Source organism: Shewanella sp. HN-41, from assembly GCF_000217915.1.
Lineage (GTDB): Bacteria > Pseudomonadota > Gammaproteobacteria > Enterobacterales > Shewanellaceae > Shewanella.
In genome coordinates, this window is record NZ_AFOZ01000038.1 from 26,463 (window position 1) to 51,582 (window position 25,120).

21 protein-coding genes and 1 pseudogene are annotated in these 25,120 nt (G+C 47.0%); 14 read left to right on the forward strand and 8 right to left on the reverse strand.

Going from position 1 to position 25,120, the window contains the following annotated elements; genetic code table 11:
• Window positions 1-14 precede the first annotated feature (14 nt).
• On the reverse strand, window positions 15-1,160 hold the full coding sequence (locus SOHN41_RS14370) for an HlyD family secretion protein (protein ID WP_007650287.1): 1,146 nt from the start codon (window positions 1,158-1,160) through the stop codon (window positions 15-17).
• Window position 1,161: 1 nt separating this feature from the next.
• Window positions 1,162-1,542: a DUF3302 domain-containing protein gene (locus SOHN41_RS14375; protein ID WP_007650289.1), complete on the reverse strand. Its 381-nt coding sequence runs from the start codon at window positions 1,540-1,542 to the stop codon at window positions 1,162-1,164.
• 260 nt (window positions 1,543-1,802) lie between these two features.
• Between SOHN41_RS14375 and purT the strand changes: the two genes are divergently transcribed.
• The 7 genes and pseudogenes from purT (at window position 1,803) to SOHN41_RS14410 (ending at window position 10,874) form a co-directional block, all read left to right on the forward strand.
• Window positions 1,803-2,978, forward strand: coding sequence for a formate-dependent phosphoribosylglycinamide formyltransferase (gene purT / locus SOHN41_RS14380; RefSeq protein ID WP_007650292.1), 1,176 nt, complete (start codon window positions 1,803-1,805; stop codon window positions 2,976-2,978).
• A gap of 211 nt (window positions 2,979-3,189) precedes the next feature.
• Window positions 3,190-4,914, forward strand: a complete 1,725-nt coding sequence (locus SOHN41_RS14385) for an RluA family pseudouridine synthase (protein ID WP_007650294.1) — start codon at window positions 3,190-3,192, stop codon at window positions 4,912-4,914.
• A gap of 164 nt (window positions 4,915-5,078) precedes the next feature.
• On the forward strand, window positions 5,079-6,482 hold the full coding sequence (locus SOHN41_RS14390) for a DUF3142 domain-containing protein (RefSeq protein ID WP_007650296.1): 1,404 nt from the start codon (window positions 5,079-5,081) through the stop codon (window positions 6,480-6,482).
• Complete coding sequence (locus SOHN41_RS14395) at window positions 6,472-8,769, forward strand: hypothetical protein (protein ID WP_037459246.1); 2,298 nt, start codon at window positions 6,472-6,474, stop codon at window positions 8,767-8,769. Before SOHN41_RS14390 ends, SOHN41_RS14395 begins: the two co-directional genes overlap by 11 nt.
• 184 nt (window positions 8,770-8,953) lie before the next feature.
• Window positions 8,954-9,400, forward strand: a complete 447-nt coding sequence (locus SOHN41_RS14400) for a hypothetical protein (protein WP_007650301.1) — start codon at window positions 8,954-8,956, stop codon at window positions 9,398-9,400.
• A 204-nt stretch (window positions 9,401-9,604) separates the two neighbouring features.
• Window positions 9,605-10,011: pseudogene (locus SOHN41_RS19870) on the forward strand (hypothetical protein).
• A gap of 347 nt (window positions 10,012-10,358) precedes the next feature.
• The gene (locus tag SOHN41_RS14410; RefSeq protein ID WP_050801845.1) at window positions 10,359-10,874 is read left to right on the forward strand and encodes a hypothetical protein; all 516 of its coding nucleotides are present in this window, start codon (window positions 10,359-10,361) and stop codon (window positions 10,872-10,874) included.
• Between the two features lie 360 nt (window positions 10,875-11,234).
• On the opposite strand, the gene SOHN41_RS14415 is transcribed toward SOHN41_RS14410, so the two are convergent.
• The 6 genes from SOHN41_RS14415 to SOHN41_RS14440 all read right to left on the reverse strand — a co-directional run bounded on the left by SOHN41_RS14415 (window position 11,235) and on the right by SOHN41_RS14440 (window position 15,930).
• On the reverse strand, window positions 11,235-11,603 hold the full coding sequence (locus SOHN41_RS14415; RefSeq protein ID WP_007650310.1) for a cell envelope integrity protein TolA: 369 nt from the start codon (window positions 11,601-11,603) through the stop codon (window positions 11,235-11,237).
• A 17-nt stretch (window positions 11,604-11,620) separates the two neighbouring features.
• Window positions 11,621-12,577: a D-2-hydroxyacid dehydrogenase gene (locus SOHN41_RS14420; RefSeq protein WP_007650311.1), complete on the reverse strand. Its 957-nt coding sequence runs from the start codon at window positions 12,575-12,577 to the stop codon at window positions 11,621-11,623.
• A gap of 47 nt (window positions 12,578-12,624) precedes the next feature.
• Window positions 12,625-13,269 carry an outer membrane beta-barrel protein gene (locus SOHN41_RS14425; RefSeq protein ID WP_007650312.1) on the reverse strand — a complete coding sequence of 215 codons (645 nt, stop codon included), beginning with the start codon at window positions 13,267-13,269 and terminating at the stop codon, window positions 12,625-12,627.
• Between the two features lie 54 nt (window positions 13,270-13,323).
• On the reverse strand, window positions 13,324-14,112 hold the full coding sequence (gene djlA / locus SOHN41_RS14430) for a co-chaperone DjlA (protein ID WP_007650313.1): 789 nt from the start codon (window positions 14,110-14,112) through the stop codon (window positions 13,324-13,326).
• Window positions 14,113-14,173: 61 nt separating this feature from the next.
• Window positions 14,174-14,851 carry an N-acetylmuramate alpha-1-phosphate uridylyltransferase MurU gene (murU, locus tag SOHN41_RS14435; RefSeq protein WP_007650314.1) on the reverse strand — a complete coding sequence of 226 codons (678 nt, stop codon included), beginning with the start codon at window positions 14,849-14,851 and terminating at the stop codon, window positions 14,174-14,176.
• Window positions 14,848-15,930: an aminoglycoside phosphotransferase family protein gene (locus tag SOHN41_RS14440; protein ID WP_037459249.1), complete on the reverse strand. Its 1,083-nt coding sequence runs from the start codon at window positions 15,928-15,930 to the stop codon at window positions 14,848-14,850. Before SOHN41_RS14440 ends, murU begins: the two co-directional genes overlap by 4 nt.
• A gap of 115 nt (window positions 15,931-16,045) precedes the next feature.
• Between SOHN41_RS14440 and lptD the strand changes: the two genes are divergently transcribed.
• From lptD to SOHN41_RS14475, 7 genes are all read left to right on the forward strand, one after another.
• The gene (gene lptD, locus SOHN41_RS14445; RefSeq protein WP_037459250.1) at window positions 16,046-18,340 is read left to right on the forward strand and encodes an LPS assembly protein LptD; all 2,295 of its coding nucleotides are present in this window, start codon (window positions 16,046-16,048) and stop codon (window positions 18,338-18,340) included.
• Window positions 18,341-18,583: 243 nt separating this feature from the next.
• The gene (gene surA / locus SOHN41_RS14450; protein ID WP_007650319.1) at window positions 18,584-19,888 is read left to right on the forward strand and encodes a peptidylprolyl isomerase SurA; all 1,305 of its coding nucleotides are present in this window, start codon (window positions 18,584-18,586) and stop codon (window positions 19,886-19,888) included.
• A 6-nt stretch (window positions 19,889-19,894) separates the two neighbouring features.
• Entirely contained in the window at window positions 19,895-20,881 is a 987-nt protein-coding gene (pdxA, locus tag SOHN41_RS14455) for a 4-hydroxythreonine-4-phosphate dehydrogenase PdxA (RefSeq protein WP_007650320.1), read from the forward strand.
• 15 nt (window positions 20,882-20,896) lie between these two features.
• Window positions 20,897-21,703, forward strand: a complete 807-nt coding sequence (gene rsmA, locus SOHN41_RS14460; protein ID WP_007650321.1) for a 16S rRNA (adenine(1518)-N(6)/adenine(1519)-N(6))-dimethyltransferase RsmA — start codon at window positions 20,897-20,899, stop codon at window positions 21,701-21,703.
• 55 nt (window positions 21,704-21,758) lie between these two features.
• A complete protein-coding gene (gene apaG, locus SOHN41_RS14465) occupies window positions 21,759-22,139 on the forward strand; it encodes a Co2+/Mg2+ efflux protein ApaG (RefSeq protein WP_007650323.1) in 381 nt (126 codons plus the stop codon).
• A gap of 21 nt (window positions 22,140-22,160) precedes the next feature.
• Window positions 22,161-23,024: a symmetrical bis(5'-nucleosyl)-tetraphosphatase gene (locus tag SOHN41_RS14470; RefSeq protein ID WP_007650325.1), complete on the forward strand. Its 864-nt coding sequence runs from the start codon at window positions 22,161-22,163 to the stop codon at window positions 23,022-23,024.
• Window positions 23,025-23,081: 57 nt separating this feature from the next.
• Window positions 23,082-25,103: a methyl-accepting chemotaxis protein gene (locus SOHN41_RS14475; RefSeq protein WP_037459253.1), complete on the forward strand. Its 2,022-nt coding sequence runs from the start codon at window positions 23,082-23,084 to the stop codon at window positions 25,101-25,103.
• Window positions 25,104-25,120: the final 17 nt, after the last annotated feature.

Sequence of the window (25,120 nt, forward strand, 5' to 3'; positions counted from 1 at the left end):
CGTAATTTAATGCACTAATGTCCATCAAAAAACAAGTAATTCAGCCAACCCTGCATCCTCAGCAATACTTTACGCATCACGGCAACATGATGGAAATGTTCAGTATAAACGGCAACCTGACCAGAAACACCCGCGGGAAACTGTTTACGGATAGCCTCATCTTCAATATCAATAAGCACTATCACACGGCCATTTTTAAAAAACCGATCCGATGACTGCAAAGCGCCACTCATTTGAACTTCACCTTCAGCCATAGCGGGTAATATTTTCGCCACTTTCCCCTTAAAGATTTGTCCGGGCGCGGCATCCAGTATCACCTCGGCTTCATCACCCTCCTGCAAACGCAACAAGGAATTTTGCCAAAATGCGCCCGCAAAATACCGTTCCTCATCGGGAATAAAGCTCATCACGGGGCGTAAAGGCAAAGGCACAGCCATAGCACCGACCCGCAATGCCATTTGGGTCACCATGCCATCTGCCGGAGCTCGCACCACGGATTGAGCTAGTTCATACAGGGCACCGTCTAAATCCGCTTGCAAGCCAGCCACTTTGGTATTAACACCATCAATATTAGATTCATAGGCCAGCCTGACACGCAGTTCTTCGGCATTCGCCACTGTCAGTTGTGCCTCTGAGGCTAAGTACAATTGACGCTTATTATCGAGTTCCAGTTCAGTAAAAGGCGAATTCGCGCCGCCCTTCTTGCGGCCTAAGTCGTAACGCTCGAATGCAGATTTATTACGGTCTTTATCGGCCCGAACGCGCTCTACATTTGCTTTAGCCGACTCCCACGCCGCGGCAAGTTGTGGCACTTCGAGTTCGGCTTCCATCAAAGCTGCGCGTTTACGCTTTACTGCGGCTTCAAAGGGAATAGGATCGAGACGAAATAGCACATCTCCTTGTTTTATATGCACATTAGGTTTAACTTCGACCGACGCGACCAAGCCTTTAACCGCTGGCGTAATAGGAATAGTGGCAAAATACTCACGGGAGAAACGGGAATAGGGGTGGTTATAATTCATCACCAGTAGCAAAGCACCAATAATGAAGATCCCTCCCAACACCGCCGTGGGGACAGTCCATTTGTTCATTGGTATTTTAAAGACTTTAAAGATCACAATACAAATGGCGGCATAGGTAAGTATGAGTAATAAATCCATGTTATACCTCTACTTTATTGTTGTGTTTAGCATCATCGACCAATGAAGGCACAGACTCTAACAGTTGAAGGCGGGACTGTAACTCTGTCACTGTTTTCCTTAGTGCTTCAACATCATCTTCTAATGCTTGTTCACGCTTCATTACGGTATTAAAGCCCCATCCACGATCTTCCCGATACAAGGTGGCCCAAATCCATAAAAATGGCCAAATGGCATGTAAAGTGAATAAACTGACCCAGCCTGCAATATGGAGCGCATCCTGCTGGGGATGATTACGCTTTTTTGCAATTTCATAGGGAATATCATGAATGGCAATCACACCATAAAATATGACGATAATCACAAATAAAAGAACACCTAACGCAAAGTAATCTAAGAACATAGAGACTCCTTATACTAGTAATATTAATTCCGTAATCAAGACTAGTAGATGAAGCCCAAACTCGCTATAGGCCAATGAATAACCACTAAGTTTAGCGTCACAATATCAAAAAAATATTTCTATTTTTATTTAGATCTAGGACACAGTTGTCGATTTACGCCATGATCATAAGGTATGTTCAAGCTAAACTAGCGCCATGATTGCGACCTAGAGCGCAGATATAAAACTCAAAATCCCTACAATCCCAAAGGTATTCATACATGATTGGTACTCCCTACACTGAGGGCGCCCGACGCGCCATGTTGCTCGGCTGCGGTGAACTTGGCAAAGAAGTCGCCATTGAACTACAACGCTTAGGTGTTGAAGTGATTGGTGTTGACCGTTATGCCAACGCCCCCGCCATGCAAGTCGCCCACCGCTCCCATGTGATCAATATGCTCGATGCCAACGCCCTGCGTGCGGTTATCGAACTAGAAAAACCGCACTTAGTCATTCCAGAAATTGAAGCCATCGCCACCCAAACCTTAGTGGAAATGGAGGCAGAAGGGGTGAATATTATCCCAACCGCCAGGGCGACTAAGCTCACTATGGACAGGGAAGGCATTCGTCGCCTCGCCGCAGAAACCTTAGGTTTACCCACTTCTCCGTATTTTTTCTGCGACACTGAAACCGAATTTAACCAAGCCATTAGCAAGATTGGCGTACCCTGTGTGGTTAAGCCAGTGATGAGTTCATCGGGCAAAGGTCAGAGTGTTATTCGCGATACCGCCCTCAGCCATAAAGCGTGGCAATACGCCCAAGAAGGTGGCCGCGCCGGCGGTGGTCGCGTGATAGTGGAAGGCTTTATTCCCTTCGATTATGAAATCACACTATTAACTGTCAGTGCAGTCAACGGCATTCATTTCTGTGCGCCCATAGGCCACAGGCAGGAAGACGGTGATTACCGTGAGTCATGGCAACCACAAGCCATGTCCGATGAAGTGCTGGCAAAATCCCAAGCCATTGCCAGCAAAGTCGTCGAAGCCCTTGGCGGGTATGGATTATTTGGCGTAGAACTATTTGTTAAAGGCAATGAAGTCTATTTCTCTGAAGTCTCACCAAGGCCACACGACACGGGCCTAGTCACTCTTATCAGCCAAGACTTATCGGAATTTGCCCTGCATGTTAGGGCGATTCTTGGCCTGCCCATTCCCAATATCCATCAGCATGGCCCAAGCGCCTCGGCGGTGATTTTGGCCGAAGGCACCTCAAGCAATATCCGCTACCAAGGTATTGCCGCGGCACTAGAGGCGGTCAACACTCAGCTTAGATTATTTGCCAAACCCGATATCGATGGCCGCCGCCGCTTAGGTGTCGCGCTTGCCCGTGATATCGATATCGACAGCGCAGTCAGCAAAGCACTCGATAGCGCCAGCAAGGTAAAAGTTATCTTTTAAGCGGTTTAACCGCTTTAGATTGGCTTTAAGCACAGGTTAAAAATCAAAGGGAAATGCGCTTCAATGCCATTTCCCTTTTTTCAACCCAGATCCGCACTAATAAAAAGTGACCGTCCCACACCGACGGAGTAAACTAGCGCCCTTTGTTGCACAGCCCCACGTTGCAGTTAACCCCTAAGTCGTGGCTTAACGCTAATAAGTAAAACCCAATATGCATCTTCAGCCTTCTTGCTTTACCTCTTTTACTCAAGCCATTGATGCCTATGCCCTGCCGCAACGTTTTACTTTTCCTTTCTATTACGAACCACATCCGCTGTGCGTTATCGCCGCCGAAGAATTACAACAACACCTTGAGACTCAACAGGATTGGCAACATAACTTTGGCCTAACGGGTGAACTAACTGGCGCCATTGGTAAAATGTTCGGGGTGTTGCTGGTGCAAAATCCCCAGGGCGAAGTGGGCTATTTGTCGGCTTTTTCGGGCAAGTTAGCCGAACAAAACCATTGGCCACGCTTTGTGCCGCCCGTGTTTGATATGCTGGCTAAGGACAATTTTTTCCACGCCGAAAATCTGCAAATCAACCAAATCAACGAGCAGCTGTTTGCAGTAGAAAATCATCCCGATATTCCTCGTCTCTGCGCTGAGCTGGTCACTAAACAAACGCAAGCCGAGACGCAACTCGCCGCCCACAGACAATTGATGATCGATGGCCGCCAATCCCGCAAGGCACAGCGCAATCAACTCGCAATCCACCTGGCGGCGAATCCGACTGATGAGACCTTGCGTGAAAATGCTGCGCTCGAAGCCAAACTCAGCCAAGAAAGCATCAATGATAAAAATCAATTAAAAGAGATAAAACGCTATTGGGATCAGCATATTAATGCCATTAACCAAGCGCTAAGCCAGCTCACAGATAAGCGCGACGCCTTAAGGCAAGAGCGCAAACAGCTCTCAGCCTCGTTGCAGCAAAAGCTATTTGAGCAGTATCGTTTTTTGAATATTCGCGGTGCAGAAAAGAGCCTTAACGGCATATTTAAAGGCACGGTTGAGCTAACGCCACCCGCGGGTTCGGGGGAATGTGCCGCACCTAAGTTATTACATTACGCCTTTAAACACGGCCTAAAACCTCTGGCAATCGCTGAGTTTTGGTGGGGCGCGCCGCCAAAATCGGAGATCCGCCAGCATAAGCAGTTTTATCCCGCCTGTCTGCGGAAATGCCAGCCTATCCTAGGGCATATGCTAGAAGGGCTCGACATCGATGAGAATCCTCTGCTTATCAATCCCGCCGAGGGTAAAAACGTGGCCATTATCTACCAAGATGATGCGATGGCAATTGTGAATAAACCCGCCGAGTTTTTATCTGTGCCCGGTAAGGAGATTGAAGACTCAGTCTATGCGCGTATGCGACACACCTTTCCCCATGCCACTGGTCCACTTATCGTCCATCGACTCGATATGTCGACCTCGGGATTAATGGTGATAGCGCTGACAAAAGACGCCCATAAACAGCTGCAAAAACAGTTTATCCAGCGCACTGTCACTAAGCGTTATGTGGCACTGCTAGACGGTATTCCTGCTCAGGTGACAGATCAACAGACGACGGGCCATATAGCTTTACCCCTGCGTGGTGACTTAGACGACAGGCCGAGGCAACTGGTTTGTCACGGGTTTGGCAAAGCGGCGGAAACACACTGGGAACTGAGTCAGCTCGATAAAACGGTACGCCAAACCCGCATGTATCTCTCGCCTAAAACGGGCCGAACCCACCAACTCAGAGTGCACTGCGCCCATACTGAGGGGCTAAATACGCCCATTGTTGGTGATGATCTCTATGGCAAGCGCGGCCAGCGACTGCATCTCCATGCCGATTTATTGTGCCTCGAGCACCCGGTCAGCCGCGAACCAATGCGTTTTCAAGTCGATCCCGAGTTCTAATTTCAGATATGTAATACCAAAGCAGCAAAGGAAAAACCGAACTTAAGCTGCGATATCAGATGTGTGAAGTTTAAGATTTAATGTTGGATGTTTTACCGCAATGTATAAGCGGCATTTTTCGGGCATAGTAGTGCTTCACCCAAAACGGAATTGATACTAGTAGCATGGGCAATCTGGTTAAAAACATTAGCCGAAATCAATGGTTCTTATGTGCTTTGTTGAGCGCAATCCTATCCGTAAGCGCCTGCCAGCCAGCGACGGAGCCCAGTGAACACACGGCTAAATCCCCTTCAGAACCCATCCATATACAGGCTCGACTCGCGCAGGAAGTCTATATCTGGCAACGCCAATGGCGCCCCGCCAATCAAACGGCATTAGTGCAAAGCCAAGGCACGTTCAGAGGGTTACGCATTTTAGCGCTACAGGCACATCCAAAACCCAATGGTGCAGACATTTGGTTTGAAGTTGCAGTCAACCATGCTTGGCTTCAGGCCGATCCTAGGCCCAAAATCGTCGTCATTCGCTTAGATGGCCAATTCACGCATTTAAATGATGCAGAAGTAATCCATAAAATCAGCCAAGTGCTGGCAGATTGGCAGGCAAAAGGCACGCGTATCGCAGGTGTTGAAATTGATCACGACAGCGCCAGCAGTAAACTGCCCGCCTATCGGGATTTTCTTAACAAGCTTAAAACCCAGTTACCATCAGAACTCAAACTCAGTATTACCGCGCTGCCTACTTGGCTTAATAGTGCCGATTTTCCGCCGCTACTCAGCACTATCGATGAACTGGTGCTGCAAATTCACAGCGTCAGCGACCCGCGCCTCGGACTATTCGATGCCTCTCAAGGCTGGCAATGGGTGCAGCAACTCTCAAAGATCAGCACTGTGCCTTACCTTATCGCACTCCCCGCCTATGGCTCAGCAGTCATCAGCACAACTTCAGGTTATAAAGTGGAGAGTGAAACGCCGCTGCGGGATCAGACTCGCTCCCCTGATACAGTACAAGAACTGATGGCCAACCCGCAGGTTTTGCACACTTTTGTGCAGCGACTAAAGGCCCTCCCAGACGATAAACTCAAGGGTATCATCTGGTTTAGGCTGCCCCTTGAAGGCGATAGGCGCATTTGGCCACTCAATACTTTAATCGCAGTGGCCAAGGGCGAAAAACTCACTGCAAACATAGAATTAGCACTCTTGAGCGATAACAAGCTAACAGCCAAAGATGCCATAGCAACAGCAAATGTCCCACAACTTAGCCTGAATGTAGAGTCGCGGCTCTTTCAGCTCACCTTGATAAACAAAGGCAATATTGCAGGTGAGCTGCCGAGTATTTTGTCTCTAGCAGCAAAGGCTTGCAGCGGGTATGATGCGCAAAATGGTTATAGAGTCACACCAAAGTCAGGGCTATTGGAATGGCAATTAAGGGCTGAAGCCCCTGCGCCCTTTACGTCGTCTGCGGCGACTCCAGTTTCAAAAACAACGACTAGGCTCAACCCCGGTGGCCAGAGAGTGATAGGGTGGGCCCGTTGTGAGTCATTATATCTACAGGGAATTTATGTGCCATAAGCCAAAATCATCGTTCACAATCCCAATAACTAATCGGGCTTTTATGCTTAAAAAGACCCTGTTCATCAGCTTAAGCCTATTTCCCCCTATGCTCTTGGCCTGCGGCCCCGATTTCCCTTTACAATTGACCCAAGACAGGCAGAGCCACCTCAGTTATTTACCGCAGACGGCCTTTAGCCAGCAGTTAACCTCCCTAGCTAAACCTATACCTTGGCAGTACCAAGATGCACCAGCCGCACAGGAATACCTGTGGGATGAAGTACATAATCGTTACTTATCCCAAACGCGCGCCTTTGAGCACTCTGAGCTGAATGAGGCCCATTTGGCCTTAGTCAATGCCCTACGCGATGCCCCTAGTCCCGTTGAAGCCGAGCAAATCGCCGCTGAGCTAAATGATGCGCTCCCACAAGCACTGACATGGTACACCTTAGGGGCTGTGGCTTTCGATGCTAAAGACTACGACAGAGCGAGTCGCTATTTTATTAAAGTGATTGAATTACCAGAGCAAGAGCGTGCTGGACGCAGCCTGTGGGCGCTCTATTCACTCTCTCGCATCGAACTTATATTAAGTAAGACTTCATCCGATCCCAAACAGGCTGTTCGTGCCAATGCTTACCTGACCCAACTGCAAGCCGAAGTCGCAAGGGGCGCTCCCGATCCACTCCGTTTAAGCCTCGCTAGCCTTGGGGAGCAGGCTTATATTTTATTGCACCAAGGCCAGCCTTTAATCCAAGCCTCCCATGCTGAATATGAACCGCCCAAGGTTGAAGTTGCATTAAACCCTGCCACCTTAGATAAAATCATCGAACTCTATGCAACCCAATCTGCACAGGGTGACAGTGGTGGTTATGATTCGCTCTTGATGTTAAGTCGCAGCTTAATGGCTAAAGACATTGCCGAGCTCACCCCTCTTTTACAACAGGCAAGTGTGCAGCAATTATTGATTGCCTACTGGCAAAGCAGCACTAATGAATTCGCCTATGACGGTCAATTGTCGGATATGGGCTTAAAGATCGCCGAGATCCTTAAGGTGTTTCCGACCGATGGCTTAGTGCTCACCCAAGGTGACAAGTTGGCGGCCATTTATTACCAACTCGGGGATTATGCCAGTGCCGATCGCCTCTTAGCACTCGCTAAGCCGAGCGGCCTCGCCTGGTGGCTTAGGGCGAAATTGATGCTACAAAAGGGCGATCAAGCTGAAGCGGCCAAGGCCTATGCTGAGGCTGTGCGCCACTTTCCCGAACAAGCCAATACCAGTAAGCCTAGGGGCGATGCCAATCAGACCCAACAGCAAGCCATACATGCCGATACAGAACAAGCGACCTATTGCCGTATTCTCGCCGAACAAGGGGTATTATCCCTTGAACGCGGCGAGTATATCGAGGCCTTACGCCAGTTACTCACCAGTGGCGATGAGTACTGGCAAGATATCGCCTATGTGGCCGAGCGCGTACTGACCACGGCCGAGCTTAAGCTGTTTATCGACACACAGGTGCCGTTGATCGCATTTGAATACCCACAGGACAGTGATTGGTACGATAGTATCGAGCCTATTAACAATCGCTTACGCTACTTACTCGGCCGTCGATTATTACGTGAAGGTGCAATCGCAGAGGCGCCAGCTTACTTCCCCAACCCTAGTTTGAACACCATCGCCCAAAACTATGGCAAAGCACTTACGACCGCCAAGGCCACAACTGGTATAGAGAGCGCCAAGGCTTATTGGGTAGCGGCAGAACTTGCACGTCACCAAGGGATGGAAATATTGGGGTTTGAACTGGCACCCGATTACTCAATCTACCAAGGGGTGTTTGACCTAAGTGATTGGTATTCACCGGATAAACTCAGTGATAAAGAGCAGCAACGCATCGACGCTAGCCAAGCCATTCCCGATAAACGATTCCACTACCGCTATACCGCGGCGCAGCTTGCCGATAAGGCTACGGATTTTGTCCCCCATAACAGCCAAGCCTATGCCGCACTGCTTTGCCAAGCAACGGGGTGGATACTGTATCGAGATCATGAACTGGCTAGCCGCTACTACAAAAAGTACGTCGCCAATGGCCCCTTTGTGCCTTGGGCAGAGCACTTTGGCCTACAGTGTGAACCCCCAGATTTTGACAGTGCCGTCAAACGGCAGCGGGCGAATAGTATTGCCAAGTGGAATGCCATCTACCATAAACTGAAAAAGCCCGTGGCCTATGGTTCACTGATTATCACTGCAGTATTGATCGGATTTATTGGTCTACGCAGACGATCTCGCAGAGCTAAAAACCATCAAAGCTAAAATCAACTGAGCTTAAAAGTTAAATATGCCCAAACAACCCGAAGATGCTGGATTCAGTTAGTTTGGGCATAAAACTAAAACCTTTTTATCAGTCGCTTTGATGGCCCCGAGTACACAACAAAGCCGTTATTAAAAAATAATGGCCCTAGCAATTAGTTTTAACGCATCTGTAAGGAGAGAAAAATTGGCGCGTAAGGAAAAGGCTGAAAGTGAATCTTATCGTAAATTTATAGATGAGCAGGCAAAGCAAGCATATGAGGAACTAGTTAAAAACCAATCACCGAAAAAGGCATTTTTAGGTGCAATACTGGGTGTTTTCTTAGGTTTAGCCTTACTGATTCTCTTTGTTTGGAATGGGCTAGTCTTTTATTGGATGCTGTTTGTTCCTGCTGCTGTGATTGGTTATTTAGCCTGCAAATTTGGGAAAATCTATGAGAGTAAATATGCAAACATGATAGGTGTGATAGGGCTATTGACCAATGGCTTTGCTGTAATGACCTTATACAACTATGAAGCTATTGCCATATCCACTATTCCTATTGCCTTTATTGTGACGAGGTATTTCGCCAAATTGAAATTAACCGATGTGCAAGAGAGAGCTATTTGGCGTAAAGAAATAGGTAAGTTTTAACTAACTCTCAAAGTGAAATGGCGAGTCATCTTTGGTTGTGCAAATAGCAACAATGTAAGGGCTGCAATATCTTTCCAGTGATATGTAGCCTCTTTATTTAACAACAAGTGCCCCTATTGTGAGAAATTATGGACCCCCATTGTTAATAGCGCGGTAGTTAACCTCCAACTATGTTTTGGTTAAGCATTGAACAAGGAGGTTTGTATGCTGCGCCCTCGCAGAACTCAGATAAGTCTTGAAGACACGCCTTATTACCATTGCTGTAGCCGCGTGGTTCGATGTGCATTTTTGTGTGGCGATGATAGTTACTCGGGTAAAAACTATGACCATCGCCGCGCTTGGGTAGAGTCGCTACTGTTTGAACTTGAAGCGTTTTTTGCTATTGATGTGGCTGCCTTTGCAGTGATAAACGAGGTGTCATCAGTGAAAATAGCTGCAAGTTACTGACAAGATTAAATATCTCCCATGACAATTGGCTCAAGTTGACCACTGAGTTTGGCAAGCTATTTCATGGCCCGGTGGGAACCTTGCAAGAGCTGACCGATTACTACGAGCATCTAGAAAAACGACGACATTTTGTGGCAGACTGCCAGCACTTTCACAAAAACTGATAGCGACTTGATATCTCACTAATAAGAATTATCGACGAGCATCTCCCAAGCACTATGGGATGACTTGTGACGTCTGAAAGACACCATTTTTGAATGAATGAGTCCGATTTTTTGCCTAAAATACGGCTCTGCTACTTTTGATAACGCTCATTCAAGCAATTTTAGCCAAAGCAGGTTGTAGGTAAACCGAAAGTACATTATGTTGTTGATTTAAAATGGGTGGCCAGATTTATTCAAGTCAAAGCAAGCTGACTTGGTAAAGCTGTCACTTTTTTGTTCCCCCCAAAAAACGCCGACTTCACCAAGCCGGTGATTGAAGCGTTAGGTAATTTAGAAGAGTCAATTAAATGAATTATATAAAAGTAGTCTTTTCTCTAATCTTGTTGTTAAGCTTTAGTTTTAATGCCAATGCAAAAGATGATGAACTCCATTTAGATATTTTGAATATCGTTAAAGAGAATGCAAAAGTTGCGATCGAAAATAATCGTAATTTTGTAAAAGGAAATCTAGATTTATCAAGAAAAAGCTTGGAAGATATTGAATATGTTCTTGATGACGCTTCCTTCTTCGTTGAAGATTTAAATGAAGAACAGAAAGCCAATCTTATAAATATATATGCTTCGTACATTTTAAACGTTGCTTATAAAGAATATGGTGGGCGGTTTACACTCTTTCAATTCAATAAAGAGCCTGTTCCAATTTTAATCGTCGGGGAGCCTGAGTATTCGATTGGTATCCTTGCTCACGATAAAGTAGAAGGACGAATGAACGGTGATAAAGCAGATAATATTCCATTTTTTTATCAAGGACTGGTTGAGCATGTCAGGGACGCTAAAAAAGGTGAAAAAATAATTGTAAAGTAAGCGTACCTAACAGTGCTTCAACAAGGTCAAATAGTGGTTGGCTCCTAAGCTTCGCTTCGGATTCTAATCAACCACCATTTACCAGTTAAACGATTGTTAATCAATAAAAATATTAATCACAATCCCACGAATTAGAGTGAAGAATATGGCTCGTTTTGTCCCAAAGCGTGCTGCGTAATTTTTTGAATCTACAGATTACGCTAATACTAAAAAGGTGAGCCTCGGTTATTTTCGAGACTAAAATCAAGACCAGCCTCGGGGTTTACGCTTGGCGCAGAAGAATAAAAATCAAAGTGTATTAAAACATCTCTCAAATAACGCCTAGCATATCGCTAGGCGTTCTATTTTACGAGATATCATTTAGTCTAACTGTGGGATCACAATAAGATTTACTTCTTTAATCTCAGAAAAAACATCTGAATCAGCAGATAAAACCTCTGAAAAAGGTGATGAGGCAAATACTGCAGATTTTACAGCTTCATTTAGTTTAATAACGTTGCTGGGCTCTAACATTGTATAGCTAACGACATTAGCTCTTTGATCAAGATGAAAGTTAACTTTTACTGTCTGATCTTTAAATGATTCATCAAACTCAAGATTGGATTGAATTTTGAGTTTTACTAATTCTGCACACTGGTTTACGGTTTCGCAGGAGCTTGGCACTCTGATCTGATTAGCACAGCCGTTTAAAGTGAATCCCAACATACACACCAATAAGGTTCTATACATAACATTCCTTGTTCACGTCATTTGTTATTTACACAATTCCGAATATTCCCTTGTAGGAAGGACTTAAGATTTGCGATCGCGATATTAAGTAAGTTCTGCCGCGCTTCTTTAGTCGCCCAGGCATTGTGGGGGCTGATACTGATATTGGGCGCAGTTAGTAGCGGATTATCCGCACTCGGTGGCTCGGTCGAGAGTACATCGACACCGGCAAAGACTTTGCCCTGCGCTAATGCCGCAGCCAGCGCTGCCTCATCGATTAAGCCGCCGCGGGCGATATTGATCAGTAGCGCCTGCGGCTTCATCAATTCAAGGGTTTGGGCATTAATAAGCTCGGTTGTCTCAGGGGTGAGTGGACAGTGGAGTGAGATAATATCGGACGCTTTGAATACCGTATCACGGGATGTCCAGCTCACACCTTGGGGTAAATCGCTGGGTTCGGTGCGGGTATTGACTAATACCTTCATCCCAAAGGCTAAGGCGAGTTTGGCGACCTGCTGACCTATATCCCCATAACCAATCAAGCCTAAGGTTTTGCCCTTAAGGGATTGCAGCGGCATTAAGGTAAAACAAAAGTCACTGCAATGGGTCCATTGCCCTGCGGCAACGGCTTGATGGTGCGCAGCAACCGCTTGAGTGTGATGCAAAATATGGGCAAACACCATTTGCGCCACCGCATCGGGGCCATAGGCGGGCACGTTGGTTACCACTATGCCTAACTCTTTTGCGGCGGCGAGATCCACCACATTGGTGCCCGTGGCAAGCACGCCGATATATTTAAGCTTAGGTAGTTGGGCTAAGGTCTTGGCATCGAGGGGGGTCTTGTTGGTGAGTACTACCTCAGCATCCTGAGCGCGAGGGATAATCTCGGCATAGGGCGTGCGGGCAAAACAACTAAACTCTCCTAACGCGCTGACCGCTTGCCAGGTTAAATCACCGGGATTTAAGGTTTCACCATCGAGTACGACTATTTTCATCCTTTACCTCTTAACTGCGTTTACACCTTGCCAATCACACAGACAAATTAAAAACTGAGTTTGACCCCAAGATTGGCTTGCACCTGCCACATCACATCCGAGGTGACGTGCCATAGACATTCGTTTTCATTACAAAAAAGTGAGGTATCACTGTCAATAAAGGTGGCGTAGCCGCGAAGATCTGCAAATAGCGCGAAGTTCTGCGTCATACGATATTCGGCGCCGCCACCAATGCCCATGGAGAAACGGGTTTCCGTTGACCAATCATCGGGCATCATACGGGTTACCCCGGCACTGGCGGTAATATAGGGCTGAAAATCGCCATTGGGGAAGAATAAGGTACCGCCAAGGTGGATATAGTCCACATCTAATGAGGTGACTAAATCGGGGGTAAACATGCCGCCACTTTTCAGCTCGGAGGATTGGCGACTGTAGAGCAGGTAAATATTGCCGGGATCATTAGTGCCAATCCCTAACATTAGGCCGTAATGGCTCGCCTCTTCCACTCCCACACTCTTTTTATTACCCGTTTCTACATTGTCGTTATCGAGTTGATTGATATCGAACGAGCTGCCGCCAAAGCTATAACCACCGTAGGGGGCAACAAACAGCTCTGGCTCAGCATGGGCAGGTAAGGCAAGACTGAGGGGCAATAAACCTGCAATAACAAACCATCGGTTAGCGTATTTCATCTTAATCCCTTATGTGTATTATGATTCCTTGCGTCGACAACGCTAACCGAAGCGTTAGCGCATGCCGCGCTCCGATTTCACCCTGTCGTACGCAGCTTGAATATCCTGCGCCTTACGGTTGGCAATTTCCATCATCTCGGGCGGTAACCCCTTAGCGATCAGCTTATCGGGATGGTGTTCATTCATCAACTTGCGATAGGCCCGCTTCACCTCTTGATCGCTCGCATCTGAGGTGATCCCCAGTAAGTTATAGGCGTCGGTAATTGAGGTTTTATTACCGTTTGAGGTCTGATGGAAACGATACTCAGCCTGCCAACGCTTGAGTAACTCATCCAACTGTTCACGACCATAACCTAACTCTTGGGCCACCGTCATTAGGATAGCTTGCTCCGCGGGATCAAGCTCACCATCGGACAGTGCAGTTTGGATCTGGATCTCAATAAACATCTGTACCAGCTCTTTGCGCCCCATGGTCACGGCACGAAATGCCTGTAGGCTGCTGCGCAAGTCAAAATCGCTTGCCTTCCCCTGTCGAAAAGCCTGCTGAGCTTCCTTACGGGCATCGCCAGTAAGGCGCAATTGATCCATTAACAGCGTCGCAATCCGAATATCGGTTTCTGTAATATGCCCAGATGCCTTAGCGACATGGCCCATCACCGCAAAGGTGGTATTGAAGAAAATACTCTGGCGATTTTTCGCCTGTCCAAGAATTTGTTTGAAACTCCCACCGCCACTGGCACGTTTATCATAAAGATGCCCAAGCCATAGACCTAACAAGGCGCCAAAGATCCGACCGAACATAAAACCAATCACAAAGCCAAAAAACTTACCCCAAAGCCGCATCTTATTTCCTGATTTTAACAATGTATCTACCCAATATACTGGACTAGGCTAGCCGCCAAATTTACCCGTTATTTTGCAGTCGGGATTCGAGGGCTTGCAGGCGTGAAAGCGTACCGACATCACACCAAAGCCCCTTAAACATGGCACCGCTGACTCGCCCCTGAGACATTTGCGTTCTCAGCAACGGAGCTAGGGCAAACGCCCCTTCTGGCATGTCGTTGAATAACTTAGGATGGTAAATTCCCATCCCTGAGAAAGTGTACTTTGTGCCACCTAACTCATGCACTCGATTGTCCACTAACGCAAAATCCCCATTAGGGTGCTGCTCAGGATTAGGCACCAGCCAAAGATGAGCTAGGGCACCTTCTGCCAGTGGCGATAATGGTGGCAAAGCGTCGATAAATACATCGCCATTGATCACGAGAAAAGGAGCATCACTTTCACCTTCACACAACAGGGGCAATGCTCGCTTGATCCCACCCCCGGTTTCCAGTGCCGTTTCTTCGGCGCTGTAACGGATATTCACCCCAAAGGCACCGCCATCACCTAGGGTTTCAACGAGTTTATGCCCTAGCCAAGCATGATTGATCACTATATCGACAATACCTAAAGCCGCAAGCTTTTCAATATGATAAATAATGAGGGGCTTACCTAATACCGGCACTAAAGGTTTAGGCACAGTATCGGTCAACGGCCTTAAGCGTTCACCTCTTCCCGCCGCAAGGATCATGGCTTTCATCGATTATCCCCTTCGTCCCTTGTGGCAGTGAATGCGGGCAATACCCGAGCCTGCAGCCATGTCGCCAGCGGTGCTAATTCGGTATAAGCCTGTGCGATATCGACAATGTAAGCTAAGGTCAACGGAATATCGGCCATATAGGCGGGTTTGTTATCTCGGTAATGTAAACGGGCAAAAATCCCCGCAGCCTTGATATGACGCTGTAGCCCCATCAAGTCAAACCAACGCTGATACTGTTCTAAGCTAATATCCTGGGGGATAAATTCGTGTTCTAAGGCTTGTCGATAATGTTGTGCCATTAAGTCCGCAACCATTGCCTGCGGCCAACGGACATAACAATCCCGAAGCAGAGACACGGCATCGTAGGTCACAGGGCCGATAACCGCATCTTGGAAATCGATCACACACAGCTGATCATTTTGCAGCATAAGGTTACGACTGTGAAAATCACGGTGCATTCCCACCTTAGGTTGAGACAGGGCACTATCCACCAAGATATCAAAGCTTTGGCTAAGTAAATCCTGTTCGCTCCCACTGAGTTCAAGCTGCAAATGCCGCCCTAACAACCACTCGGTAAAAATACCTAATTCACGGCGGACAAAGTCCTCATCGTATAGCGGTAGGGCCTGAGACATACCCGTATCTGGGTTTGTGCTGCTAACCACTGCGGCGATGTTAGGTAATAATGCCAAGGCACGGCGATAATAATCGCCGACATTCAACGGAGTTAACACAGATAACAGTTGGGTATCACCGAGATCGCTCAGTAACATAAAACCTTGTTCGACATCCGAAGCAATCACTTTTGGCACTGTCAGTCCCGCACTCGCATAGCTATTAGAGAGGACAATAAAGGGGGTGATAGGCACAAGCTGTGGAGGTGAATCGGCGGCAATGTAGCTCGCATCCGCAGTGGTAATCCGAAAGTAACGTCTAAAACTGGCGTCACCTGAAATCAATACAGGGATCACATCGGAGGAAAAATAACGGTTCAGCCACAGGTTAAGGGAAATAAATCTCGGATCGGATAAAGTCATTTCATGGCTCTTAAAGAAAAATTGCTTTATTATAGCTGGCATATAATTTGGAAACAGCTAAGAAATTGAGAGATTTATTTAGCGATGTTGCACTTGTATATTGCAACTTTCCCCGTCAATACTTGTCCAGACTAAGAAATCATAACCATTACCTAAGATGCAGATCCGTTACCTTCTGGCCCTGAGCCTGTTACCGCAATTAGTCCTGGCAGACGAATCTCCAACCGCAATAGCGTCCCAATGCATAATCGAACCGCCAGTACCCCGAATCGTATCTCAACCTGGGATAGACGCGGCTGACCTAGATAAAATTAGGATTATTTCCGACCGGTCCGAGGCTGAAATGGGTAAGCAGGCGATTTTTACGGGTGATGTTGTATTTAGCCAAGGCGACAGGCACATTGCCGCCGATGAAGCGATTCTCGATCAAGCCACCGAACAATTTGATGCCAATGGCAATTTAGTATTCCAAGACAGTAACTTCACCGTTACCGCGGAGTCATTACAGGCGCAAATGCGCAGCAATAGAGCAACACTGAAGAGTGCCCAGTATTGGCTCCATGGTCAGCAGGTTCACGGCGATGCCGAAAAACTGCAAATTACCATGAATAACAATTTGATCCTCACCAACACTAACTTCACTACCTGTCCACCGGACAATGTGTCTTGGTTGCTCGAAGCCGAGAAAATCAAGATTAATAGCGAGGAAGAATGGGGTGAGATTTGGAATGCAAAGCTGAGGGTCGGCGGCGTTCCCGTATTTTATATTCCCTACATGACAGTGCCAGTATCCGATAAGCGTAAGTCGGGCTTCCTTTACCCAAGCTTTAGCACTAGCACCACCAATGGCTTTGAGGTTTCCACTCCCTATTATTGGAATATCGCCCCAGAGTATGATTTAACATTTACACCTAACTATATGACAAACAGGGGTTTATTTACAAAAACCGAGTTTCGTTATCTCACAGGTGAAGCCCAGAACGGCCGAGTGAACTTAGAATATCTCGGCAGCGATAAACTTATCAGTGGCAGCCCAAATCGCTATTTGTATAACTGGCAGCATCAAGGTGCAATAGACAAAAACTGGCGGGTACAAGCCAACTTTACTGAAGTCTCAGATAACAACTACTTCAATGACTTAAAGTCTGATGTGAACCGTGCAACAGACAACCAATTATCCCGTATTGGTGAGGTAAGTTACTTTGAGCATAACTGGGATCTCAGCACCCGAGTACAAGATATTAAAGTCCTCGGCGAAGATGAAAAGCCTTACCAAGTCATGCCTCAGGTGAATTTTAATTACCGAGCCGCCAACTTCTGGAATAATCTCGACTTTGGCTTTAACTCAGAACTGACTAACTTTTCCCATCAGGATAGCGACGTCAACACGGCGACACGTATGCACATGGCCCCCAGCGTAACGCTGCCCATCCATGGCCCCTCAGGTTCGTTCACTAGCCAAGTGAAACTGATGCAAACAAATTATTGGCAGCAGAATAACGATTCGACCGAAGAATTAGATGAATCAGTCAGCCGCACTATTCCACAGCTGCGAATTAACGGCCAGATCAACTTCGAACGCTATACGGCACTGTTTGATCAAAACTACCGTCAAACCCTCGAACCACAGTTCCAATATCTTTATGTGGGTTATGAAGATCAGCGTGGCATTGGTATTTATGATACAGCCCAATTGCAGGACGACTACTTTGGTCTGTTCCGTGATCGTCGCTTCTCCGGCCTTGACCGCATTGCCGATGCTAACCAAGTCACCCTAGGTGTGACGACTCGCCTATTTGACGATCATAACCAAGAGGCGACTAAATTCAGTCTAGGGCAAATTTTTTATCTTCAGGACAGTAAGCTAGGTTACGAAGATAATATTTTCGAACAAAATCAATCGACATCCGTACTAGCCGCCGAGTTAGATACCCGTCTGAGCAGTGACTGGTACTTAGGTGCAGCCATCCAGTACGATACCAATACCAGCGAGAATAAGAAGACCGAAGTCACCTTAGACTTCCGCCCTGAGGCCAATAAGTTACTGCAACTGAGTTATCGTTATGTGCCCGATTTATTAAACTCAAACACCAATGATTTAGTGAATATTTCCCAAGCGGGTTTTCGCGGTGCTTGGCCAATTAGCGACAATCTCTATTTTGTCGGTAACTGGTATTATGATCTCAACGAAAGCCGCAGTGTCGAAACTTATACAGGCTTCCAATACGAGTCGTGCTGCTATGCTCTTCGCCTAAGCTACCACTACCGGATTAAAACCAATTACGATGACAATATCGGCTCTGCCGTTATCGATGAGCGTGAGCAATTTGAAAGCGGTGTCTACCTGAATTTAGTCATCAAAGGACTCGGTGGTTCTGGCCCGTTAGGCGTAACAGATATGCTCAATGACGGCCTATTTAACTACAGAAAACCGCTTTATCTGAGGAATTAGCAAAGAATTGTGATAGATTGCTGAACCTCAACAAGGACAGAGAGTCCAAACAGGTTAATGGAAGCAGTGCGACACCCTAGCAATTTAGGGAACAAGGCCGAGTTCAACCGCCGATGTCGCTCTCTTTCTTGAGTCGCCAGCAAAATAACACTTAGGCAACTCGCTGTAATTTCGATATAAATGGTAAAGTTAACTTAAATAAGCCGTCGAACCTGACCTTAGAATGTGCCAAGGATTTTGTGGATGAAACCCAGTAAACATCTGATTTTTGCTTTATTTGCACTCGCCATCAGCCAACCTACATTGGCCGCACCCCAGCAACTCGACCGTGTCGCGGTCCAAATTAATGACGGTATTGTGCTCGAAAGTGAAATCACTAACATGATCGACACAGTTAAAGCCAATGCCAAAGCGGCAAACCAGTCGCTACCATCCGACAACGCTTTGCGTACCCAAGTTATTGAGCGATTGATCTTAACCCGCCTACAGTTGCAAATGGCGGATCGTATCGGTCTGCATATTGGTGATCTGCAATTAGACCAAGCCATTGAAAACATTGCCCGTGAGCAAAAAATGTCCGTGGCACAGATGCAGCAGAAGATCGAAGGTGAAGGCTTAAGCTTTAGCCAATACCGTGAGCAACTGCGGGAGGAAATCACCCTAGGTGAAATTCAACGCATTCAAGTACAACGTCGCATTCAAGTTTCACCACAGGAAATTACCAGCCTAGTCAAACTTATCCAAGAGCAAGGTATGAAGGATGTTGAATACCAAATCGGTCACATCCTGATTGACGTGCCAAGCGATCCAACCAGTGAACAACTGGAAGCCTCAAGCAAACGTGCCAACATCGTCTTGGAGCGTTTAAAGGGTGGTGAAGATTTCCGCCGTACCGCTATCGCATCTTCCTCTGGCCCTAAGGCTCTGGAGGGCGGTATTTGGGATTATATGAATATCAACGAAATGCCAACACTTTTCGCTGAAGTCATCAATGGTGCAAAAACCGGCGACATTATTGGCCCAATCAAGAGTGGCGCAGGTTTCCATATCATCAAAATTATGGATGCTCGAGGCTTGCAAACAAAAGAGATTGAGGAAGTCAGGGCTCGCCACATTCTGCTCAAGCCATCCCCGATCCTGTCTGAAGACCGTGCTAAAGCCATGTTGGAGCAGTTCCTAAAACAAATCCGCTCAGGCGAAGCCAAGTTTGAAGACTTAGCACGCCAATACTCAGAAGATCCCGGTTCTGCAACCAAAGGTGGCGAACTGGGCTGGGCAGAGCCAAGCATTTATGTGCCTGAATTTGCGCAAACTCTGAATAGCTTAAGCACAGATCAGATCAGTGAACCCTTCCGTACCACCCACGGCTGGCATATCACTCAGTTAGAAGAGCGCAGAAAAACAGATGCGACGGATCAGTTCAACAGTAACCGTGCGCACCAATTGATCTTCCGTCGCAAATTTAATGAAGAACTGCAAAACTGGCTAGACGAAATGCGTTCTGACGCATACATTGAAATCTTTGCGCCTGAGACCAACCGAGGTTAAGTAGAATTGACCACTAAACGTATTGCCGTTACCCCAGGTGAACCTGCAGGTATCGGCCCCGATTTAGTCGTACAACTGGCTCAGCAGGCTTGGCCCGCTGAGTTAGTCGTTTGTGCGGATCCCGAATTATTGGCAAGTCGTGCGAAACGACTCGGTCTACAAGTGGCTTTTCGTCCCTATCAGCCAGATCAAGCGCCAAGACCTCAAGTGGCTGGCACCTTAACCATAGCGCCATTCAAATTAGTCAGCGAAGCCGTATGTGGCCAACTCGATGAGCAGAACAGTGCCTATGTAGTTGAAACCCTCCGTTATGCCGGTGAAAAAAACATGAGCGGCGAGTTTGATGCCGTTGTCACGGGCCCGGTACATAAAGGGATTATTAATCAGGCAGGCATTTCCTTTAGCGGTCATACGGAGTTTTTTGCTCACCAAGCAAATTGCCCCGATGTGGTAATGATGCTAGCAACACCTGGATTACAAGTCGCGCTAGTCACCACCCATATTCCGCTGGCCTATGTGGCAAAGGCGATTACACGCCAAAGGTTGCACCATATCATCAAGATTTTACATGCCGACCTTATCAGTAAATTTGGCATTACCTCACCTAAAATCTATGTCTGTGGTTTAAATCCCCATGCGGGTGAAGACGGGCATTTAGGGCGGGAAGAAATCGATGTGATCATTCCTGCATTGAATGAGTTAAGGGAAGAGCATCAAATGAATATTGTCGGCCCATTACCGGCCGATACCCTATTCCAACCCAAATATCTACAGGACGCCGATGTCGTCTTGGCCATGTACCATGACCAAGGCTTACCCGTTCTCAAGTCACAGGGATTTGGCAAATCGGTAAACATCACCTTAGGTTTACCTTATATTCGTACCTCGGTTGACCATGGTACGGCGCTCGATCTCGCGGGTACAGGCAAGGCCGATATCGGTAGTTTTGTCTGTGCTCTGAATAAAGCCATTGAGTTATCCTCAAAAAACTAAACGATTACATTATTAATGAGCAACAAAGTACATTTAGGCCACACGGCCAGAAAGCGTTTTGGACAAAACTTCTTAACCGACGGCAATGTGATTAACCGCATTGTGGGCGCTATTGCCCCCGATAATGACCATGTGATGGTGGAAATCGGCCCAGGCCTTGGCGCCCTAACTGAACCCGTCGCACTCGCAGTCGATAATTTAACCGTAGTGGAATTAGACCGCGATCTGGTTGAACGTTTGCACCAACATCCGGTTCTTAAGGATAAGTTGACTATTCACCAAGGCGACGCCCTGCAATTTGACTTTAGTCAGCTCAGCGTTCCTGGTAAAAAACTCAAAGTTTTTGGTAACTTACCCTATAACATCTCAACACCACTGATGTTCCACCTGTTCGAATTTGCCGAGCAGATTGAAACCATGCACTTTATGCTGCAAAAGGAAGTCGTCCTACGCTTATCGGCAAGCCCAGGTTGCAAAGCCTATGGCCGTTTAACTGTTATGGCGCAGTACTTCTGCCAAGTGGTGCCTGTACTGGAAGTACCGCCCCACAGCTTTACGCCAGCCCCTAAGGTGGACTCTGCGGTTGTACGGCTCTTACCCTATGCAGAAAAGCCTTTCCCATGTAAAGATGTGAACGTGCTGCGTCAGCTTTGCACTACTGCATTTAATATGCGCCGCAAGACATTGCGCAATAACCTCAAACATATGCTGAGTGATGCCGAATTTGAGCAATTAGGAATCGATCAAAGCCAGCGACCGGAGCAAATCAGCGTCGAGCAATATGTGGCAATGGCGAACATGGTATGTGATAAAAAAGCTTAATTAGGCTAAGAATGTTGGGCACTCAATCGTGCCCAACATCATTGCAGGAATGAAAATGAGCGCATTGGATACCTCTATTCGGGTCGAAGTCAAAACTGAGTACATTGAACAGCAATCCTCCCCCGAGGATGAGAAATACCTCTTCAGTTACACCATCACCATTATTAACCTCGGCGATCAAGCGGCAAAGCTTGAAACCCGCCATTGGATCATCACCGATGCCAATGGTAATACCAGTGAAGTTCAAGGCGTGGGTGTTGTGGGTGAAACACCGACAATCCCCCCGAATACTGCTTATCAATATACTAGCGGCACTGTACTCGATACCCCCCTTGGCATCATGCACGGCACTTATGGTATGGTCAGCGAATCAGGGGAGCGCTTTCAAGCGATCATTAACCCCTTCCGTTTAGCAACTCCTGGCCTGTTACATTGATTTAGCTGTAGAAAGGATATTGTGGCCCATTATTTTGTTGGTGATATTCAAGGCTGTTTCGTCGAATTACAGAGATTACTCGCTAAAGTCGACTTTAATCCATCCCGAGATGAACTTTGGGCTGTGGGAGATCTGGTCGCCCGAGGTCCAGACTCATTAGCAACACTGCGTTTTTTTCAATCCTTAGGCGATGCGGGCAAAAGCGTTCTCGGTAACCACGATCTGCATTTACTCGCCCTCCATGGCAGACTCAAGCGGGATAAACCCAGCGATAATCTCACCCCCCTATTAAACGCGCCCGATATTTCTGGTTTGATCGACTGGCTCAGGCAACAGCCGTTAATGCGTGAATTGCCTGAACATAAGGTGATAATGACCCACGCAGGAGTCCCGCCGCAGTGGTCATTAGAAGTACTAAGGCAAGAATCCTTATTGGTGAGTCAAGCCCTCAAACAGAGCGACTATCTCGACGCTCTTATTAGCCAAATGTACACTGACACCGCAGAACGCTGGGAGCCGAGCGCCATCGGCATCAATCGCCTACGTTTTTGTATCAATGCCTTGACTCGCATGCGCTATCTCTATGTCGATGGCCACTTAGACTTTGACTGTAAACAACCGCCCGAGGATTGCACTAACCCACAGTTACGCCCTTGGTTTGAATTTACATCACCGCTACGTCAAAGTCACACATTAGTCTTTGGCCATTGGGCTGCCTTAATGGGGAAAGTCGACGATCCCCAATTAAAAGCGTTAGATACTGGATGCTGCTGGGGTGAATACCTTACTCTATGGCATCTTGAAAAAGACCAAAAAATTACCCAAAAAAGGTTAAAAAGAGTTAAACTAAAGTCGACTATGGTCGATAAACGACTGTGCGCCTAAGTCCTGAATTTTATAATCTTTTCATTTGGAAAAATATAATAATAACCGGAGTATCCTATGAAAGTTAATGTAGCCACCAGAGTTATTGGCGGGTTTAGCATTGTTACGCTTTTACTTGTGTTGTTAGGATTTACCTCCTATCTAACGAATATAAGCCTCAAAGATAGTTCGGCCATGATGCAAGAATTAAGCTTGCCAGCACTTAAGGCCACTAACCATCTCACCGAGAGTTTGAGTGAGCAACAACGTCAGGTTCTTATCGCCTATCACGCCCCCAAAGCGGCTAATATTCCCGATATTCGTCGGGTATTAGATGAACATAGCAGCCAATTCAAGAGCGAGATCGTTAATCTCACTCAATTAGTCAAAAGCCAAACAAATTTACCTTCTCTAATCTCTCAACTGAGTGACAGCTTCTCCGCCTTCGAACGCGATAGCCTCGCGATGTTTACTGAACGCGAAGCAGCACTGAGCAAGCAAGAACAATTAGTTGGCTTGAAGAAAAAACTCGAGAATGCCGCAGATGATGCCTCCTCGGTTCTCCTCGATGTGATCGATCTTGAAACCAGCCAAAATCCGGATGCCCAGAGCCTTGCGGCATCGGCAAGCGCGATAGACACCAGTCTTGGCAACCTTATTACCACAATTGCCGATTTAGTCAGCAACGATGAAATGAGTAAGCATGAACTGATCTCAAAAGAACTCGATTACACCCTAGGCGAAACTAAAAATAGACTCGACTATGTCAATCGCCATGCACAGGACATCATTGATGCAGATACCTTAAAATCCATTAATGAGGATATAGGTAAAGTGCTAGCCCTCTTCGAAGGGCCAAACTCGATGTTGTTACTGAAATCAAGCCAATTAAAACACACTCAAACATCGAACAATCAACTGACTATTATTGAAAAGGATGTGAAAACCATCAACCGCAATATGGAAGATGTCAGCAATAACATCGAGTCAGTTGCGGCCAATATGAGCCAAGAAACCATAGCGAAAATTGACTCGGCAAGTTTTAGAACCATCATAGTCGTACTGATTGCGATAGTGGCAGCTATTATCATCAGTATCGCCGTCGTTAGTCCATTAAAACGCTCACTAAATCAAGTGAATAATGCCCTTAATGTCCTCGCCTCCGGTAATTTAACCCATAAGCTAGATGACTCGGGCCACGATGAATTTGCTGAGCTCGCTAAAAACTGCAACCGCCTTGTGGATAGTCTACGAGGGTTGATTATTGGCATTCTAGATCGCTCGAACCAACTGGCTGCCGCCGCGGAGCAAACCTCAGCCATCACAGCGCAAACCACCTCTGGCATCCAGGAACAAAAGAGCCAAGTTGATCAAGTCGCTACGGCAACAACCGAGCTAAGCTCGAGTGCACAACAGGTTTCACTGAGTGCCGATCAGGCGCTGGAGCAGATAAAACAAGCCGATCAAGAAACCCAGCATATGCGCGCCATCGCCGAAGAGAACAAACGCACTATCTTGGCCTTAGCCGATGAAGTATCAAAAGCGGGCCTAGTGATCAACAAAGTACAATCCGACAGTGCCTCAATAGGCTCGATTCTCGATGTTATTCGCGGTATTGCCGAGCAAACCAACCTGCTAGCACTGAATGCTGCGATTGAAGCGGCGCGGGCCGGTGAACAAGGACGAGGCTTCGCCGTGGTAGCGGATGAAGTACGAAGTCTTGCTTCTCGCACCCAAGTTTCCACCCGTGAAATCCAGCAAATGATTGAAGTGCTACAACAAGGGGCAGAGCAAGCCGTAGCAGCCATGGATATGGGACGTGCCCAAGCAAACGCCTGTGTGGAAAAAACCGAGCAGGCCAACTTAGCCTTGGAAACTATCAGCCAATCGGTGCATAAGGCCTATGATTCGGGAACCCATATTGCCCATGCCGCGCAGGAACAAAACCTAGTGAGTCAACAGGTATCTGAGAAACTGGAACATATTGCAGCAATCTCCGAAGAAACAGCCATAGGTGCCGACCAAACGGCTCAGTCGAGTCATCAGGTAGCTAAATTAGCCGAAGAACTGCAAGCTTCCGTTGGCGAGTTTAGAGTCTAGATTTAAGCACTATGTCA

Coding starts and splice junctions, on each gene's coding strand:
- SOHN41_RS14370 (WP_007650287.1), bottom strand. CDS start 1,160: ATGGATTTATTACTCATACTTACCTATGCCGCCATTTGTATTGTGATC.
- SOHN41_RS14375 (WP_007650289.1), bottom strand. CDS start 1,542: ATGTTCTTAGATTACTTTGCGTTAGGTGTTCTTTTATTTGTGATTATC.
- purT (WP_007650292.1), top strand. CDS start 1,803: ATGATTGGTACTCCCTACACTGAGGGCGCCCGACGCGCCATGTTGCTC.
- SOHN41_RS14385 (WP_007650294.1), top strand. CDS start 3,190: ATGCATCTTCAGCCTTCTTGCTTTACCTCTTTTACTCAAGCCATTGAT.
- SOHN41_RS14390 (WP_007650296.1), top strand. CDS start 5,079: ATGGGCAATCTGGTTAAAAACATTAGCCGAAATCAATGGTTCTTATGT.
- SOHN41_RS14395 (WP_037459246.1), top strand. CDS start 6,472: ATGTGCCATAAGCCAAAATCATCGTTCACAATCCCAATAACTAATCGG.
- SOHN41_RS14410 (WP_050801845.1), top strand. CDS start 10,359: ATGAATTATATAAAAGTAGTCTTTTCTCTAATCTTGTTGTTAAGCTTT.
- SOHN41_RS14415 (WP_007650310.1), bottom strand. CDS start 11,603: ATGTATAGAACCTTATTGGTGTGTATGTTGGGATTCACTTTAAACGGC.
- SOHN41_RS14420 (WP_007650311.1), bottom strand. CDS start 12,577: ATGAAAATAGTCGTACTCGATGGTGAAACCTTAAATCCCGGTGATTTA.
- SOHN41_RS14425 (WP_007650312.1), bottom strand. CDS start 13,269: ATGAAATACGCTAACCGATGGTTTGTTATTGCAGGTTTATTGCCCCTC.
- djlA (WP_007650313.1), bottom strand. CDS start 14,112: ATGCGGCTTTGGGGTAAGTTTTTTGGCTTTGTGATTGGTTTTATGTTC.
- murU (WP_007650314.1), bottom strand. CDS start 14,851: ATGAAAGCCATGATCCTTGCGGCGGGAAGAGGTGAACGCTTAAGGCCG.
- SOHN41_RS14440 (WP_037459249.1), bottom strand. CDS start 15,930: ATGCCAGCTATAATAAAGCAATTTTTCTTTAAGAGCCATGAAATGACT.
- lptD (WP_037459250.1), top strand. CDS start 16,046: ATGCAGATCCGTTACCTTCTGGCCCTGAGCCTGTTACCGCAATTAGTC.
- surA (WP_007650319.1), top strand. CDS start 18,584: ATGAAACCCAGTAAACATCTGATTTTTGCTTTATTTGCACTCGCCATC.
- rsmA (WP_007650321.1), top strand. CDS start 20,897: ATGAGCAACAAAGTACATTTAGGCCACACGGCCAGAAAGCGTTTTGGA.
- apaG (WP_007650323.1), top strand. CDS start 21,759: ATGAGCGCATTGGATACCTCTATTCGGGTCGAAGTCAAAACTGAGTAC.
- SOHN41_RS14475 (WP_037459253.1), top strand. CDS start 23,082: ATGAAAGTTAATGTAGCCACCAGAGTTATTGGCGGGTTTAGCATTGTT.